The 14,537-nt window shown below is 73.3% G+C and carries 14 protein-coding genes and 1 pseudogene; 11 read left to right on the forward strand and 4 right to left on the reverse strand.

Annotated features, from left to right (window positions below):
* The first annotated feature begins 332 nt into the window (after nucleotides 1-332).
* Nucleotides 333-1,028 carry a CBS domain-containing protein gene (locus ACIBZJ_RS40595; RefSeq protein ID WP_395938971.1) on the forward strand — a complete coding sequence of 232 codons (696 nt, stop codon included), beginning with the start codon at nucleotides 333-335 and terminating at the stop codon, nucleotides 1,026-1,028.
* A gap of 233 nt (nucleotides 1,029-1,261) precedes the next feature.
* Here the strand turns inward: ACIBZJ_RS40595 and ACIBZJ_RS40600 are convergent, their stop codons facing one another.
* Both ACIBZJ_RS40600 and ACIBZJ_RS40605 read right to left on the reverse strand, forming a co-directional pair.
* Nucleotides 1,262-2,134, reverse strand: a complete 873-nt coding sequence (locus ACIBZJ_RS40600) for a universal stress protein (RefSeq protein ID WP_395938972.1) — start codon at nucleotides 2,132-2,134, stop codon at nucleotides 1,262-1,264.
* A gap of 222 nt (nucleotides 2,135-2,356) precedes the next feature.
* Entirely contained in the window at nucleotides 2,357-3,361 is a 1,005-nt protein-coding gene (locus ACIBZJ_RS40605; RefSeq protein WP_395938973.1) for an Acg family FMN-binding oxidoreductase, read from the reverse strand.
* 189 nt (nucleotides 3,362-3,550) lie between these two features.
* Here ACIBZJ_RS40605 and ACIBZJ_RS40610 point away from each other — a divergent pair, with 189 nt between their 5' ends.
* The 6 genes and pseudogenes from ACIBZJ_RS40610 to ACIBZJ_RS40635 all read left to right on the forward strand — a co-directional run.
* Nucleotides 3,551-4,315, forward strand: coding sequence for a hypothetical protein (locus ACIBZJ_RS40610; protein WP_395938974.1), 765 nt, complete (start codon nucleotides 3,551-3,553; stop codon nucleotides 4,313-4,315).
* Entirely contained in the window at nucleotides 4,312-5,217 is a 906-nt protein-coding gene (locus ACIBZJ_RS40615) for an ABC transporter ATP-binding protein (RefSeq protein WP_395938975.1), read from the forward strand. The genes ACIBZJ_RS40610 and ACIBZJ_RS40615 overlap by 4 nt, the downstream gene beginning before the upstream one ends.
* The gene (locus ACIBZJ_RS40620; protein ID WP_395938977.1) at nucleotides 5,214-6,803 is read left to right on the forward strand and encodes a hypothetical protein; all 1,590 of its coding nucleotides are present in this window, start codon (nucleotides 5,214-5,216) and stop codon (nucleotides 6,801-6,803) included. Before ACIBZJ_RS40615 ends, ACIBZJ_RS40620 begins: the two co-directional genes overlap by 4 nt.
* Nucleotides 6,804-6,900: 97 nt before the next feature.
* Entirely contained in the window at nucleotides 6,901-8,406 is a 1,506-nt protein-coding gene (locus ACIBZJ_RS40625) for an AAA family ATPase (protein WP_395938978.1), read from the forward strand.
* 283 nt (nucleotides 8,407-8,689) lie between these two features.
* Complete coding sequence (locus ACIBZJ_RS40630; protein ID WP_395938979.1) at nucleotides 8,690-9,412, forward strand: hypothetical protein; 723 nt, start codon at nucleotides 8,690-8,692, stop codon at nucleotides 9,410-9,412.
* 303 nt (nucleotides 9,413-9,715) lie between these two features.
* Nucleotides 9,716-9,928, forward strand: a pseudogene (locus ACIBZJ_RS40635) (DsrE/DsrF/DrsH-like family protein); the annotation flags it as partial.
* Nucleotides 9,929-10,378: 450 nt separating this feature from the next.
* Here the strand turns inward: ACIBZJ_RS40635 and ACIBZJ_RS40640 are convergent.
* Nucleotides 10,379-10,975, reverse strand: coding sequence for a hypothetical protein (locus ACIBZJ_RS40640; RefSeq protein WP_395938980.1), 597 nt, complete (start codon nucleotides 10,973-10,975; stop codon nucleotides 10,379-10,381).
* Nucleotides 10,976-11,254: 279 nt separating this feature from the next.
* Here ACIBZJ_RS40640 and ACIBZJ_RS40645 point away from each other — a divergent pair, with 279 nt between their 5' ends.
* Nucleotides 11,255-12,253 (forward strand): Acg family FMN-binding oxidoreductase, encoded by a 999-nt coding sequence (locus ACIBZJ_RS40645; RefSeq protein WP_395938981.1) that lies wholly within the window; start codon nucleotides 11,255-11,257, stop codon nucleotides 12,251-12,253.
* Nucleotides 12,254-12,612: 359 nt separating this feature from the next.
* Here ACIBZJ_RS40645 and ACIBZJ_RS40650 read toward each other — a convergent pair whose 3' ends face one another.
* A complete protein-coding gene (locus tag ACIBZJ_RS40650; RefSeq protein ID WP_395938982.1) occupies nucleotides 12,613-13,089 on the reverse strand; it encodes a hypothetical protein in 477 nt (158 codons plus the stop codon).
* A gap of 182 nt (nucleotides 13,090-13,271) precedes the next feature.
* On the opposite strand from ACIBZJ_RS40650, the gene ACIBZJ_RS40655 reads away from it, so the two are divergent.
* From ACIBZJ_RS40655 to ACIBZJ_RS40665, 3 genes are read left to right on the forward strand one after another with little or no spacing between them, the layout of a single operon-like run.
* Nucleotides 13,272-13,754, forward strand: coding sequence for a nitroreductase/quinone reductase family protein (locus tag ACIBZJ_RS40655; RefSeq protein ID WP_395938983.1), 483 nt, complete (start codon nucleotides 13,272-13,274; stop codon nucleotides 13,752-13,754).
* 5 nt (nucleotides 13,755-13,759) lie between these two features.
* The gene (locus tag ACIBZJ_RS40660; protein ID WP_395938984.1) at nucleotides 13,760-14,224 is read left to right on the forward strand and encodes a nitroreductase family deazaflavin-dependent oxidoreductase; all 465 of its coding nucleotides are present in this window, start codon (nucleotides 13,760-13,762) and stop codon (nucleotides 14,222-14,224) included.
* A complete protein-coding gene (locus ACIBZJ_RS40665; RefSeq protein WP_395938985.1) occupies nucleotides 14,221-14,487 on the forward strand; it encodes a hypothetical protein in 267 nt (88 codons plus the stop codon). Before ACIBZJ_RS40660 ends, ACIBZJ_RS40665 begins: the two co-directional genes overlap by 4 nt.
* The last annotated feature ends 50 nt before the right edge of the window (nucleotides 14,488-14,537 follow it).

Consider the following 14,537-nt stretch of genomic DNA (forward strand, 5'->3'; position numbering starts at 1 on the left):
CGAGGAGGGCGGTCAGGCCGCGTCGGACGACCTCGTGGTCGTCGAGGAGGAACACCCTGATCATGCGTCTGTCCTACACCGTCCCGGCGTCCGGGGCGACGACAGTCGCCGAACTCGCGCGCCGGCCGCGGTCGGTGCCGGTCTCCGATTCGACCGGAAATCGTACGGAGGGGGCAGCCGGGTGACCGGGATGCACGGCTCACCTGGTCGGCGCCGCTCGACCGCTGAGCGGACCTCGGGCCATCGCTCCCGGGACTTCCTGCCCTGCCGCGCCGCCCCGCTTCGGCCGACGATCGGAGTGGAGGACTCGAGCCGGAAGCAGGGAGCCAGCGATGACGCACCGCACGGTCAGGGACGTCATGACCACCGACGTCCGCACCGTCTACACCGGATCACCGGCCAAGGTGGTGGCCGAGCAGCTGGACGAGGGCAGGGTCAGCGCCCTGCCCGTGGTCGACGACGAGTTGCGCGTGGTCGGCGTGGTCTCCGAGGCCGATCTGCTGCACAAGATCACCTACCAGGACGACGACCACGACGAGTGGGCTCGGTTCCTGCGTCGGCACCGGGCCGACCGCGCGAAGGCCGAGGGCGCGTCCGCGGGATCCCTGATGTCGGCGCCCGCGGTGACGATCCGCCCGGGTGCGTCCGTGGTCGAGGCGGCCCGGCGGATGGAGCGGCACCACGTGAAGCGGCTTCCGGTCGTCGACGACACCGGCGAGCTGATCGGCATCGTCAGCCGCCGGGACCTCGTGCGGGTGTTCGCCCGCTCGGACGCGGAGATCCGGAGCGAGGTCGAGGCCGAGGTGTTCGACCGGGTGCTCCTGCTGGAACCGGGCACCGCCACGGCCTGGGTCGCCAACGGCGTGGTGACGCTGCGCGGCGAGCTGGCACGCCGTACCGACGTGCGGATCGCGGTCGACCTGACGCGGCGCGTCGACGGCGTCGTCGGTGTCGACGATCGGCTCGGGTACCGGGTCGACGACGCCGCGAATCGCGGCACGGACGTGCCCCGCGGAATCTTCTACTGACCGGCCGCGCCCCCCGGACGGACTCCGGCGGGTGGTCCGCGGCCTGGTCTTCGGACGCAACCCGCTGTGCCGCCCGGTGGACGGCACCGTTCGCACCGGCGACGGCTACCCTCTGGCCCGGGCCGGCTGGACCGACGGCGCGACGCCGGCTGGCTGACCGTCGAGCGTCGCTGACGGCACAGCGTCTGAACGAGCCCGCCGCCGGACGGCTGCGGGCCCGTTCCTCGTCGTGCTCAGCCACGCACCACCAGAACCGGCGCGGACGCGTGCTGGACCATCCGGCGGGCGACCGACCCGAGCAGCATCCCGGCGAAGCCGCCGCGCCCGCGCGAGCCGACGACGACCAGGCCGGCCTCGGGGGCGAGCGCCTGCAGCATCGCGGCCGGACCGTCCCGCTGCACCAGCGTCCGCACCGTCGCAGCCGGGTACTTCTCCCGCCAGCCGGCCAGTTGACGCCGCACGAGCGCGTCGGCCTCCGCGCGGGCTTCGATCCAGCTCGGCACCACCGACGCGCCGAAGACCCCCACCAAGGTCGCGTCGGTCCAGGCGTGGGCGACGGTCAGCGGCGCCCCGGCGAGATCGGCCTCGGCGAAGGCGGCGTCGAGCGTGGCCGCGTCCCGCTCGGTACCGGTGAGGCCGGCCACGACCGGTGCGTCCGGACCGGGTTGCCGGTCGGACCGGACCACGACGACCGGGCATTCGGCGTGCGCGGTGACGACCGTGGACACCGATCCGAGGACCAGCGACGCGGCCGGGTTCAGCCCGCGGCATCCGACGATGACGAGGCCGCTGAACGACGATGCGTGGAGCAGCGCTTTGGCCGGGGGCTCGTTGCTGAGCCGGCCCGACACCGGCAGGCCGGGCATCGCGGCGGTGACCCGCTCGAGCATCCGGTCGAGCGTGTGCTGCCCGTCGACGCGCGCCGCGTCCCGGAGCTCGGCGATGCGGTAGCCGCCGTGGACGGCGGTGTCGCCGGGCCATCCCACCGCGGTGAGAACCTCCAGTGGCGCGCCGTGCGTTCGGGCGTACCGCGCGGCCCAGTCCAGTGCGCGGATCGAATCCGGTGAGCCGTCCACCCCTATGGTGATGTTCCGCTTCTCGGACATGTTTGCCTCCTTTCTCGTGCTTCCAGACTGGGCGCCCCCGGGGGTCCGGCAGCAGAGGCCGAAGTCCTTACCGACCCGCTGCACAAGATCACCTATCAGGACGAGACCGACGACTGGCCGCGGCTGCCGACCGACTCGGCTACCTCGACGACGACACGAGTTACACCTACGCCTGAGCGCGCACGCGACGAGAGGGAGGGCCGATTCGGCCCTCCCTGTGGGTCACGGGTTGCCGGGCAGACCCAGCACATCGTTGCTGGGCCGGCGAGCCGGATTGGGCGGAGCGTCTTCCGGTTCGGTCGCGACACCGATCCGCATCGCGATCGCCGGGTAGCCGTCCGACTCGAGGAGAGCCCGCAGCGCCGTCCGCGCCGCCGGAATCTCGACTACGTCGCTGATCGGGGAGGCCGCGAGGCCCCGTGCGGTCAGCGTCAGCCAGACGTCCGAGAGCGCCTCGCCCGCCGCGAGCCAGCGAGCCGGCTCGTCGTCCATCGTCACGAGGGCGGCGTAGACCGTACCCCGGTCGCGGCCGGTGCCCGGCTGCATGCGGTGCTGCCACGGATGGCCGAACGTCCGGACCGGTACCGGCCGCGGCGTCGTCCACGTCGTCGCCCAGGCCGGGAGCCCGTCCCGTTCGGCCGCCGGCCGATTCGTCCAGGTGCGCAACTCGGCCGCCGAGGAGGGATCCGCGTGTTCGACGATCTCGGCGGCTTCGGCGATCTCCGCGAGCGGCGGCACCTCGTCGGGTTCGAGAACGCGCAGCTGGACGCCGTGGCGTTCGGCGGCGGCGCGCATCGCGTCGAGGTCGGCGGCGGTCGGCGGCCGGTCGGCGAACGGCCGCCGATCCGTGCGGCGCCGATAGATCGCGTGGTAGTTCGAGTTGTCCACGGTCCGGGGCGGCCCCTGGTGGAGCCGGGCGATCAGGTTCGGCCGGGCCGGGTCCGGCAGCCGCTGGACGGTACCTCCGAAGCCCTCCGCGTGCAGGGCGGCCACCGCGTGGTCGAGCGCCGCGCCGCAGCTGAGGAGCGCGAGCCGGCCCTCCGGATCGATCGCGCCGAGGCGACGGTCCGGATCGAGCCACAGTTCGGCGCTCTGACCGACGTATCGCCACCGCCAGGGCTGGGTGTTGAGGACGGAAGGTGCCCGGACCGCGGCGAGGGTGGCCTCCGCGAGTCGGTCGAGTTCGGCGCGGGCGTCGTCGCCGGTGTGCTGCGTGCGGTCGGACATGGTCGGTCCCCTTCGCCGGTGAACGGTTCCCTCCTCAGGGTGCTGCGGGGGTGAGGACCCCGGTAGGGCCGATGCGCCCGCGGAAGGAGACCAAAGGCCCGGGTCCGTCGGGGGCCCCGGCGGGACCATCGCCTCTTCGATCGTGCCGGGGCGGGCCCGACGATCGGGAGGGAACGGAGGGAGACAGCCATGAACACGTTCGCGAGCCGCACCGGTGTGGTCGTGGGCCTCGACGACTCGGCGCCGGTGAGCGCAGCGGTCGGCTGGGCAGTGGAGTACGCGCGGGGCCACCACCTGCCCCTGCGCGTCGTCGCGGCCGGCCGGTCCGGCGGTGCCGCCGAACGGCGACGGGAGCTGCTCGACCTCACGGTCCTGCTCTGCCGTTCGACCGCACTCGGCCTGCCGGTCAGCGGCTGTGTCGCCGAGGGTGAGATGCCCGCCGCGCTGATCGAGGCCGCGCACGGACCGGAGATTCTCGTCGTGGGCGGCCGGGAGAACGTTCCGGTCGAGCGCATCCTCGCAGCGGCCAGCTGTCCGGTCGTCGTCGTACGGTCGGCGCGCTGGCCGAACCCGGCTTCGCCGGTGGTGGTCGGTCTGGACGGCTCGGACGCGGACGACGCGCCGCTCAGCCTGGCGTTCGACGTCGCCGCCCACACGGTGGCGCCCCTGGTCGCCGTGCACGCGCGGTGCGAGCCGGTGCACCGGGGGGTGACACCGGAGGCGACCGTCGAGCGGCTGCGATCATGGGGGGAGAAGTATCCCCGGGTGTCCGTCCGGTGCACCGACGCCCACGATCGCGCGGTGCCGGCGATTCTGGCCGACGCGAAGGTTGCCGGGCTGGTGGTCGTCGGACCCGCCGGTCCCGGCGGGATCGTCCGCCACCTGGTGCACGAAGCGGCCTGCCCGGTGCTGGTGGCCTGCGGAGCGCCCGAGCTCGTCGGAGCACGGTCGTGAGCGGCCCGGCGATCACCGTCGAAGGGCTGGTCAAGCGGTTCGGGAACTTCGCCGCGGTCGACGGCTTGGACCTCGGGGTACGCGTCGGCGAGGTGCACGGCTTCCTCGGGCCGAACGGGGCCGGCAAGTCGACGACCATCCGTGTCCTGCTCGGTCTGTATCGCGCGACGGCGGGCCGGGTCAGCGTGCTCGGCCTCGACCCGTCGGTACACGCGGCCGACGTCACCAGGCGCATCTCGTACGTTCCGGGCGAGGTCACGCTGTGGCCGGGACTGACCGGGCAGGAGGTGCTGGACGCGCTGGCCGGGTTGCGCGGTGCCCGTGACCCGGCCGCGGAGCGGCGTCTCGCCGCCGATTTCGCGCTGGACACCCGCAAACGCGTCCGGACCTATTCGAAGGGCAATCGGCAGAAGGTGCTGCTGGTCGCCGCGTTCGCGGCCGAGACCGAACTGCTGGTGCTGGACGAGCCGACCTCGGGTCTCGACCCGCTGATGGAGGAGGTCTTCCAGCGGTGCGTCCGGGACGCGGTGGCCGACGGCCGCACCGTGCTGCTCTCCAGCCACATCCTGGCCGAGGTCGAGCAGCTGTGTGAAGCCGTGACGATCATCAAGGACGGCCGATTGGTGGAGTCCGGTCGGCTGGCCGACATGCGGCACCTGGCCGCGGCCTCGATCACCGCCCGGCTGACGGAAGCGGAACTCGGCGCGGTCTGCGCCGAGCTGGCGGCGGCCGGGGTGGAGCTGCCCCCGGTTCCGGACCAGGTCCTCCGCCTGAGCGTCCCGCGGAACCGGGTGCCCGCGGTGCTGGGCGTGCTGTCCCGCGCCGATGCCCGGGACATCACCTGCACGCCGGCCCGCCTGGAGGACCTGTTCCTGCGGCACTACGAGGTCGCGGCGCGATGACTACCGCCGGACTGCTGTTCCGTCTGCACCGGACGATGCTCACTGCCTGGACCCTGCTGCTGGTCGTCGTGAGCGGTGCGACCGTCACCGCCTACCAGACGACGTACGCGACGCCCGGGCAGCGGCGCGTGGCGACCGACCTCGCCCAGCACGACGCGGCGACGACCGTGATGTACGGACGCCTGCACGATCCGGGGACTTCGGCCCAGATGTTCGCCTGGGAGGTCGGCGCGATCGTCACGATCCTGGCCGGCGTGGGCGCGGTGCTGGCCGGGGTGGCCCTCACCCGGGCAGCGGAGGACGACGGGACGATGGAGCTGCTGCGGGCTTCGGGTATCGACGCGCGCGTACCGTTCCGAGGTGCGGTCACCGTGCTGGTCGCCGTGTCGGCTGCGCTGGCGGCCGGCTGTGCGGTCGTCGTCGGTCTCGCCGGTATCCTCGGCGACGTCGAGGCCGTGACCTGGCCGGGCGCGCTCGCGTTCGGGTGCCTGGTCGGGGCGACGTTCCTGCTGGTGGCCCTCGGGACCGTGGTGCTCGCCCAGGTCGCGCCGGGTGCCGGGGCCGCGCGACTGTACGGGTTCGCGGCGCTCGGGGCGTCCTTTCTGGTGCGAGCCGTGGCCGACACGCAGGACCTGCACTGGTTGAATCGGGTCACGCCGCTCGGGTTGCGCGCGCTCGTGCGGCCGTTCGGCGGCGACCGGTGGTGGGTGCTGGCCGCGTGTGTCCCGCTGGCGGCGCTGCTGGCCCTGGCGGGGGGTGAGCTCTCCGGTCGGCGGGAATTCGGGGCGGGTCTGCTCCCGCGCCGGGAGCCGCGCGACCGCAGGCTGGCCGTTCGGTCGACCACCGCGCTGCTCGCCCGCCTGCACCGGGAATCCATGCTGGCCTGGACGATCGGGGTCGCCTCGATCGGTACGACGTTCTCGGCGATGGGGTCCGGTGTCCTGGAGACCAGCAAGACCCAGGACGTCGGAGGATTTCTCGGATCGCAGCTGGGCACCGGTGATCCGGTGGCCGGGTACTTCTCGTACTCGGGCACGGTGGCGGGGCTGGTGGTCTGTGCGTACGCGGTGCTGGGGGTGTTGCGGGCGGCGCGGGACGAGGAGGCCGGGCTGACCGACCTCGTGCGGACGGTGGGGAGGCAACGCTGGGCGCCGCTGGCGGCCCAGGTCGGCGTGGTGGCCGGGGGAGCCGCGGTGATCCTGCTCGCGTCCGGCGCGCTGGCGGCGCTGATCACTCCGCTGGTCATCGACGGGTCCGGCGTGGCCGTCCGGGCGTTCGCCTACGACGTCGGCCAGTGGCCGGCGGCGGTCGCGATCGCCGGGCTCACCGCGCTGCTCGTCGGGGTATGGCCGCGGCTGCGCGGGCTGGCCTGGGTTCCGCTACTCGGCAGCGGGGTGCTGAGCCTGCTCGGTGCGTTGCTCGGCGTCCCCCAGAGCATTCAGGAACTCAGCGTGTTCCGGCACGTACCGGACGTCGCCGGGTCCGGACGCGGACCGTGGGCGCTGGTCGTCCTCGCCGCGCTGGGCGCGGTCAGCGCGGCGGCCGGGATCGTCGCCGCGGGGCGCCGCGACACCATCGCGCGCTGATCGGCGGCGGCCGGGCGCCGCGACCCGGGGCGGAGGTCCCGACCCGGGGGTCTTGTGGCCGTGCCGCCGGCCGGTGCCACAGCTATCTACTGGGCTCATGCGAGCAACTCCCGTGCCGGAGCCGCCGGCCGTGGCCGAGACCCACTGCGCCACGGTCTTCTTCGTCGGTGACCGCGCTTACAAGATCAAGAAGGCACTGGATCTGGGCTTCGTCGACTTCCGCTCGCTCGAATCGCGGCGCCACGCGTGTCGCCGTGAAATCGAGCTCAACCGACAATTCGCCCCGGACGTCTATCTCGGTGTCGCGGAGATACGCGACCCGGACGGATACCCGTGCGACTGGGCCGTGACGATGCGCCGGATGCCGGCCGATCGACGGCTCTCCACGCTGATCCGGGCCGGTCAGGACGTGACCGGGCCGGTGTCCGCACTGGCCCGGATGCTCGCGGCGCATCACGCGACCGCACGCCGGTCGGCCGCGATCGACCGGGCGGGTTCCGCGGCTGCGCTGCGCAGACGTTGGACCGGCAACCTGACCGGACTGGACCCGTTCCGGGTCACGGTCGTCGATCCGGCCGTCCTCGACGAGATAGCCGCGCGGGTGTTCCGGTACCTGGACGGCCGCGGTGCCCTGTTGGCCGGCCGGGTGGCGGCCGGACTGATCCGTGACGGTCACGGCGACCTGCTCGCCGACGACGTCTTCTGCCTGGCCGACGGCCCCCGCGCTCTGGACTGCCTCGAGTTCGACGACGCGCTGCGCGCCGTCGACGGCGTCGACGACGCCGCGTGCCTGGCGATGGACTTCGAACGGCTGGGCGCTCCCGAGCTGGGCGCACGGTTCCTGGCGTGGTTCGCCGAGTTCGCCGGTGGCCGCCGGGTGCCCTCGCTGGAGCACCACTACGTCGCCTACCGGGCCGTCATGCGCGCGAAAGTGGCGTGCCTGCGCTGGCAGCAGGGCGTCGCGGAGAGCGCCGAGGAGGCCCGGCAGCTGCTCGCGATCGGGCTGCGCCACCTGCGGGCCGCCGAACCGGTGCTGGTCCTGGTCGGCGGCCCTCCCGGCGTCGGGAAGTCGACGGTCGCCGGGGCGCTGGCCGACGCGTTGGGAGCCGTCCTGCTCCGCTCCGACCGGTTGCGCAAGGAGCTGGCCGGTGTTTCGCCGGAGGCGGACCACCGGGCGCCCTGGCGAACCGGGCTGTACCGGCCGGAGACGACGACCACGGTCTACGACGCGCTGGCCGAACGCGCCGACGAACTGCTCCGGCAGGGCGAGGTGGTCGTCCTCGACGCGAGCTGGGCGGCCGCGGCGACCCGGGAGCGGGCCCGGTCGGTCGCCGCGGCGGCGGGCTCGCTCGTCGTGGAATTGCGCTGCAGTGCGCCGCCCGGCGCCGTCGCCGCGCGGCTGGCGCGCCGGACCGGAGACCCGTCCGACGCCACTCCGGAGATCGCGGCGCGGCTGGCCACCGAGTTCGAGCCCTGGCCGGAGGCGATCGCTCTCGACACGTCCGGGACTGCTGCGAGGGACACCGCGTTGGAGACGGTCGAGCAGGCCCTGGTGGCCGGGACCTTCGACCCTGCCGGGGTCGCACGGGGCGGGCGAGGCTGAAGTCGTAAGGAGGTCGACAAATGATCGGCAAGGGGGTCGCCGTCCCGGCCGGCGACGGGCTCGTGCCCGCGGAGTTCACCCCCTGCTGCCGTCCGTGGCGGTGGACGGCCGATGGGTGGCGATCCGCGCGGACGAGATCAGCGGCCGGGACCTCCCCTCGGGATGAGGGCGGTGCGCGACTGTCCTGCGACTGACGTCGGAAGACCTGATCAGCCTCGCCGCACCCGTGCGCGATCTGATCCCGATCGGAACGCTCTCCGGCAACGGAAGAGGGGTGAGTCGGATGCGAGGGAAGCGGTTGGCCCTGTCGGCGGCCGTGGCCGCCGGGTACGTGGCAGGGCGGCGGCGGATGGTGCGCTGGGGCGCGACCGCCGACGAGGTGTCGGGGCTGTTCCCCGGCGCCGAGGTCATCCTCGGCGCCACCCGGTCGGCGACCATGGCCGTTACGCTGGAGGCGCTTCCCGCGCAGATCTGGCCCTGGCTGGTCCAGATGGGAGCCGATCGGGGCGGCTGGTACAGCTGGGATCGCCTGGACAACTTCGGGCGGCGCAGCACCGATCAGATCCACCCGGAGTGGCAGGAGATCCAGGTCGGCGACCGCCTGTGGGCGAAACCGGACGGCAGTCAGTGGTGGACCGTCGCGGTGGTGGATCCCGAGAGGTTCCTCGGTCTGCGGATGTCGCTCGACCTCGCCGGCCGGCCGTTCGACCCGACCGGCGAGCGGCCGGCCGCGTTCACGGACTCCACCTGGGGGTTCCGATTGACCGAGCTACCCGGCGAGCGCACCCGCCTGGTGGTGAGCGGCTACTGGGAGTTCCGGCCCGCGTGGTTGCGGCCGTTCCTCAGCCTCCTGGTGCTGGAGCCGGCCCACTGGATCATGCAGACGCGTCAGTTCCACAACCTCCGGCGGCGGGTCGAGCAGCCGCCGTCACAGGCGGTGATCGCGTCAGTCGGAGGAGGCGAGCAACCAGCCGCGGGTAGTACGCGTCGTCCATCCAGATCCTGACCCGACGTCCGCCGCGGGCGCACTCGGCGGGGTGGACCATGCCGATCCGGACGGTGCCGTCGGGGAGGGTCCAGGTGCCCGGTACGGCGCTGCCCGGCGCCCCGTCCGCCTGCAGGGTGACCGGGACCTGGAGCAGCGCGGCGCGCTGCTGCCGGACGTGCGCGACGTCCCGGTGGAATCGGGCCGAGCCGGTGGCGAGCACGACGCACACCACCGCCGCGAGCCCGAGCGTGACGCCGACGCGAAGCGCATCCTCGACCCGGTCGAGCGGACGGCACAGCGGATTCCGCACCCAACCCAGATGAGATGCGCATGCAGATCGCCGAGATCGGGGTTCCCGAGGTGCCGGAACTCGTCGACCAGATCGTCGCGTCCGGCGGTCACCTGTGGACGTGCCGCATGTCCGCGGACGTGATGCACCTGGCCGAGGCGGACCTCCGCGACGACGTCGAGGGGATTCTCAGCGCGAGCGACTTCATCGAGCTGACCGAGGGGGCGCAGTTGCTCTTCATCTGACTGGTTCCCCGTGGTGAACGGTGCGGTCCAGCAGCGCGGCGATCTCGGCGCGCTCGGCAGCGAGGTGCCGATCCCGCTCGTCCTCGAACTGCTCGGTGTCCGGGTCGATCCCCGTAGTCCTCGGCGGTGACGCCGTGCACGACGTACAGCTCGGCCCCGAGGTCGCGGGCCAGGCCACCTCAGGTCGTCCTCGACGTTGCTCCGGCCGGGCCGACGCCGGTAGAGGCGCAAGTCCCGCCGGCAGCACGTGTCCGGCCGCGGGTCAGACCACTGGCCCGGTACTGATCGTGGTGAGGACGTGCCCGGCCGCCTGCAGGCGGCCCACGACGGTGCGCAACGCCGCCATCAGCCGGTCGTCCGGCGGAGTGCGGTACCGAGTGCTCTGGCTGTGACCGACACGGGAAACCCCGCCGGTCGGTGACCGGCGGGGCTTCTCAGCGGCGAGGAGCGTCAGGCGATGACCGGCTCGGTCGCAGCGGCCGGGGGAGCGGTCTTGGTGTCCAGCTCGGCGGCCGGGTCGGTGCGCCGGAGGTGGATGGCGCCCAGTGCGCTGAGCACGGCCATCACCGCGGCGCCGACGAAGCCGGCGATCGCCGCCCAGAGCGCGATCTGACCGATCTTCCAGAACGCGTAGGCCTCGAGCAGCATGCTCCGCAGCGCCTCGCCCTTGAACAGGGTATTGGCCTGCTGCTGCAGCTGCGCGTTGTTCGGGTCGGCCTGCGCGGCCGAGCTGACCTGGGCATAGGTCTTGCCGTCGGCGACCTCCCGGAGGTGGACGGCGATGAAGTGGTCGGCGTAGGCCTGCGCTTGGTCGCCCCGGGTCAGCTTCTGGCCTGCGTACTTGTTCAGGTACGGGCCGATGTCGGCGGGCTTCAGCGCGTCGCTGCCCTTGGCCGGGAAGTAGATCTGCTGCGCGCTCAGCTGGTCCCGGACGTTGTCGTTGGCGAAGTTGTAGCCCCACAGTGCCAGTCCGCCGGCGACGAGTAGGACGAGCGTGAGACCGATACCGATACTGGTGGTGATGGCGTCGAAAGTCCGGCGGCGCATGGCCCTGCCTCCTGGTGTCCCCGGTCCATTTGGTGGACCTGTCATGTTCTCGCTGACACGGATTACTCTCGCCGTTCGCGCAGTCGCGGAGCAGGGCGGAAAGGCGTGCCCGAGGTGGACTTAGGTCCCGTCAGGTTGTGGTCAGGTTCTCGTTCCTACGGTGGCGGCGTGTTCGCCCGGGGGCGGCCTGCGCTCAGGACCTTCGCCCCTGACGTCGGCCGGAGGGGTGCGCGACTCTGAGGGGACGACCGCAGCTCGAGCCGCCGAAGGAGGCGCGCGATGACCGACGACGCGCGAAGCGCACCGGCGCAACCCGTGACCGCGAACTCGGATGCGGACCCGCTCACGGTGGCGACGCTGGTGGCCCGGCGGGCCCCGTCGTTCCTCAACACCCAGCCGTGGCGGTGGCGCCGCACGGCGGACGCGGCCGAGCTGTGGCTCGACCGGGACCGGCAACTCACCGGGATGGATCCCGACGGCCGGTTGGCCACGATGAGCTGCGGAGTCGCCCTGCACCACGCGCTCACCGCGCTACGGGCGTCCGGGCGCGGCGGGATCGTCCACCGGCCGGGCACGGACGCGCCGGCCGACCTGGTCGCGGTGCTCCGTACCGGGCCACCGTGTGAGATCGACGACCGGGCGTTCGACGCGCTGGCGAGCCGGCGGACCGACCGGCGGCCGTTCAGCGGCACGCCTCCGACGACGGCCGACCTGGACCCGCTGCGGGAGGCCGCGGAGCGCCACGGCGCGCACCTGTACGTGCTGACGCCGCGCCAGGTCCCGGCGTTCGCGCGGTCGTTGTCCGAGGCCCGTCTGCGGGAGCGGATCGGTGCGGTGACGGCGGCCGAGCTGGCGGACTGGACCGATCGGCCCGGCGGCAGCGGCGACGGCGTGGCCGCGCGCCGGCACGACCCCCGTGGTCTCCGGTCGGACGACGTCGGCTTCTCCCGGACGCCGTGGATGGCGCTCGGCGAGAGCGCTCACGCCGGCACCGTCTACGTCGTCCTCCACACGGACGGCGACCGGCCCGCGGACTGGCTCGCCGCCGGCGAGGCGCTTTCCGACGTGTGGCTGACGCTGACCGAGCGCGGTCTGGCCGCGTCGCCGCTCAGCGAGGTGGTCGAGGTACCGGCGGTCCGGGCCTCGATGCGGCAGCTCATCGGGGGAGCCGGTCACCCGATGATCGCGCTGCGGATCGGCGTCCCGGGCGGCTCGGCCGGGCCGCCGACCGCCCGCCGGGCGGCCCCCGACGTCATCGAGCTGTCCGACGACCGCTGAGACCGAGGGAGCCGAGATGTCACATCCGATCGTGCATTGGGAGATCGGCGCTCCTGACGCCACCGCTCTCTCGGACTTCTACGGCAAGCTCTCCGGCTGGTCGATGACCGACGCCGGACCGTCGTACCTGCTGGTCGACCCCGGCCGCGACGGCATTCCGGGCGGGCTGGTGCGCTCAGGGCCACGCCGATCACCGCGCACTCGGCGACGTCCGGGTGGCCGGCCAGGACCTCCTCCATGCCGCCGGTCGGCAGCCGGTGGCCGGCCACGTTGACCCCCGAGAAGCTTCCTGGTGCTGCGGATGCCGGGTCCGGTCGCACCGGGTGACTTCGCCCGCGCCCGCGACTGGGGGCGGCGGCTCAGCGCGCTCGGCGCCGGTTACGCCAGCGGGGCTCGACCAGCGTCCACTCCCGTTCCCAGCTCGCCAGCCGCCGGTCGTCGAGCCGACGTCTGATCCCGGCGTACAGCAGATGGAGCAGTGCTCCGCCGCCCACGACGACCAGCAGGGCGAGGTCGACCGCGTCCCGGCGCAGGTCCGCGAGCCCGCGCGGCGGACGCTGGGGCATCCAGGTCCGGTCCATCCAGACCCGGACGGTCTGCCCCGCTCGTGCCTCGTGCTTGACCTCGATCGCAGCGGTGCGTCGCGTCCCGTCGGGAAGCGTCCACCGGGCCGGGACCGGCGGCCAGGTGACGACCAAGGTCTCGCCGCCCGGCACCTGCCGGGCGGTCGAGTCGGCGAGCAGCACGACCGGCACCGGTCGCAGCTGGGAACCGCCGCACGCGGCCAGCAACGTCACGGCGGCGCTCACGGCGGCGAGGCGAAGGAGTACGGACATGACGCACCTCCTGAGGTCGTCGTCTCCATCGTCGTCCGGTCGGCCGCGGACCGGGAGCGTCCGCCCAGGAATCGCGACAATGGCGACGAATCCGCGACAAAGGGCGGTGACGAAAGTCGGGGGACGTTCGACTCTGCCGCCTGCTGACGTGCGGGCCTACCGTCGAGACGAGGAGGTGGCCCATGTCCACTCCGCAGACCACTCGCACGCCGTGGCTTCCCCCGCGCATGTTCATCCGGTTTGCCTGGAAGGCCCACCGGGCGCTCTATCGGGTGAGCGGGGGGAGGCTCGGACTGCGCCGACCTGGCCGGAACCGCTACGGGATGCTGCGGCTGACCACGGTCGGCCGGCGCACCGGCCAGGAGCGCAGCGTCGTCCTCGCGTACTACGAGGACGGGGCCGATCTGGTGACGCTGGCGATGAACGGCTGGGGCGCAGGGGAGCCGGCGTGGTGGCTGAATGTGCGGGCCCACCCGGACGCGGTGGTCCGGCTGACCGACGGCGAGCGCCCCGTGCGCGCGCACGCGGCCACCGGCCCCGAGCGCGAGCGGCTCTGGGCCCGCTGGCGGGAGATCGATCGGAACCTCGACGCGTACGCGGCGCTGCGGCCCACCGAGACCGCGGTCGTCGTGTTCGAACCGTCCACGTCGACCGAGGAGAGGTGAGAACGATGGCGACCCCTGCGCAGCAGGTGACGTTCCGGATGACGCGGGCCCGCCGGATCGGCGACTCGCTGATGGCGGTGCTGATCCGGTTCGGGCTGGTGCCGCACTCCTACCTGCTGACCACCCGCGGGCGGAAGACCGGCAAGCTGCGGACGACCCCGGTGACGCTGGTCGAGACGCGGGACCGGCGCTGGTTGGTCGCACCGTACGGTGCGGTGTCCTGGGTGGTGAACACCCGGGCGGCCGGGCGCGTCTCGCTGTCCCGCCGCGGGCGGCAGGTGGACTGCGCGGTGCGGGAGCTGCGGCCCGACGAAGCCGGTCCGGTGCTCAAGCACTACGTGCAGCTGGCCCGGCCGCCCCGGGCGTACTTCGCGGCGGCGCCGGACGCGCCGGTCGCGGACTTCGCCGCCGAGGCCGACCGGCATCCGGTGTTCGAGCTCTCGGTACTGGGTGGTGACCGGTGGCCATGACGGGAGTCGTCGCCGAGCCGCGTCTCGGGCTACCCCGGAGTTCGCGACGCACCTGGCGGGACCTCAGCACCCGCGAGCGCCGGTTCGTCGTCGTCGGCACCGCCGTCGACCTGCTCGGCAAGGTCGCGATGCTGGCCGACCTCCGCCGCCGCCCGGCCGACCGGGTGCGTGGTCCGAAGTGGGCGTGGGCCGCGTCGGCACTGATCAACTCGGCCGGCGCCGTGCCCGCCGGGTATTTCGCGCTGGGGGTGAAACACCGATGAGGCGGTGGCGCGCGGTGTCGGTCCTGGCCGCGGTGGCCGCCGTGGTTCTG

The sequence above is a fragment of the Cryptosporangium sp. NPDC051539 genome (assembly GCF_044454545.1).
GTDB lineage: Bacteria > Actinomycetota > Actinomycetes > Mycobacteriales > Cryptosporangiaceae > Cryptosporangium.

Bases quoted from the DNA above. Each gene is read 5' to 3' on its own strand.
- ACIBZJ_RS40595 (WP_395938971.1), top strand. From the start codon at position 333: ATGACGCACCGCACGGTCAGGGACGTCATGACCACCGACGTCCGCACC.
- ACIBZJ_RS40600 (WP_395938972.1), bottom strand. From the start codon at position 2,134: ATGTCCGAGAAGCGGAACATCACCATAGGGGTGGACGGCTCACCGGAT.
- ACIBZJ_RS40605 (WP_395938973.1), bottom strand. From the start codon at position 3,361: ATGTCCGACCGCACGCAGCACACCGGCGACGACGCCCGCGCCGAACTC.
- ACIBZJ_RS40610 (WP_395938974.1), top strand. From the start codon at position 3,551: ATGAACACGTTCGCGAGCCGCACCGGTGTGGTCGTGGGCCTCGACGAC.
- ACIBZJ_RS40620 (WP_395938977.1), top strand. From the start codon at position 5,214: ATGACTACCGCCGGACTGCTGTTCCGTCTGCACCGGACGATGCTCACT.
- ACIBZJ_RS40625 (WP_395938978.1), top strand. From the start codon at position 6,901: ATGCGAGCAACTCCCGTGCCGGAGCCGCCGGCCGTGGCCGAGACCCAC.
- ACIBZJ_RS40630 (WP_395938979.1), top strand. From the start codon at position 8,690: ATGCGAGGGAAGCGGTTGGCCCTGTCGGCGGCCGTGGCCGCCGGGTAC.
- ACIBZJ_RS40640 (WP_395938980.1), bottom strand. From the start codon at position 10,975: ATGCGCCGCCGGACTTTCGACGCCATCACCACCAGTATCGGTATCGGT.
- ACIBZJ_RS40645 (WP_395938981.1), top strand. From the start codon at position 11,255: ATGACCGACGACGCGCGAAGCGCACCGGCGCAACCCGTGACCGCGAAC.
- ACIBZJ_RS40650 (WP_395938982.1), bottom strand. From the start codon at position 13,089: ATGTCCGTACTCCTTCGCCTCGCCGCCGTGAGCGCCGCCGTGACGTTG.
- ACIBZJ_RS40655 (WP_395938983.1), top strand. From the start codon at position 13,272: ATGTCCACTCCGCAGACCACTCGCACGCCGTGGCTTCCCCCGCGCATG.
- ACIBZJ_RS40660 (WP_395938984.1), top strand. From the start codon at position 13,760: ATGGCGACCCCTGCGCAGCAGGTGACGTTCCGGATGACGCGGGCCCGC.
- ACIBZJ_RS40665 (WP_395938985.1), top strand. From the start codon at position 14,221: ATGACGGGAGTCGTCGCCGAGCCGCGTCTCGGGCTACCCCGGAGTTCG.